Source organism: Streptomyces sp. AC550_RSS872 (assembly GCF_019049285.1).
Lineage (GTDB): Bacteria > Actinomycetota > Actinomycetes > Streptomycetales > Streptomycetaceae > Streptomyces.
The window spans coordinates 1-206 of sequence record NZ_JAGMUL010000144.1 but is presented as its reverse complement, the minus strand read 5'-3'; the positions used below and the strand labels follow the sequence as shown (position 1 = coordinate 206).

Annotated in this window: 1 protein-coding gene; it reads right to left on the bottom strand. The window is 71.8% G+C overall.

Going from position 1 to position 206, the window contains the following annotated elements; all coding sequences use genetic code 11:
• The coding region (locus tag KUM44_RS36680; protein WP_217214092.1) for a hypothetical protein at positions 1-206 on the bottom strand (206 nt) is incomplete at both ends.

Below are 206 nucleotides of genomic sequence, written 5' to 3'. Positions count from 1 at the left end.
CAGCGCACCCAACAGCATGCCGACGTCGTGCGGGTTGTTGACGGCGGTGTGTGCGGCGGGGTCGCGCTCCAGAAGGGCGGTGACCTGCTCGTGCGCCCCGACCTCGCGCAGCGCACCCAACAGCATGCCGACGTCGTGCGGGTTGTTGACGGCGGTGTGTGCGGCGGGGTCGCGCTCCAGAAGGGCGGTGACCTGCTCGTGCGCCC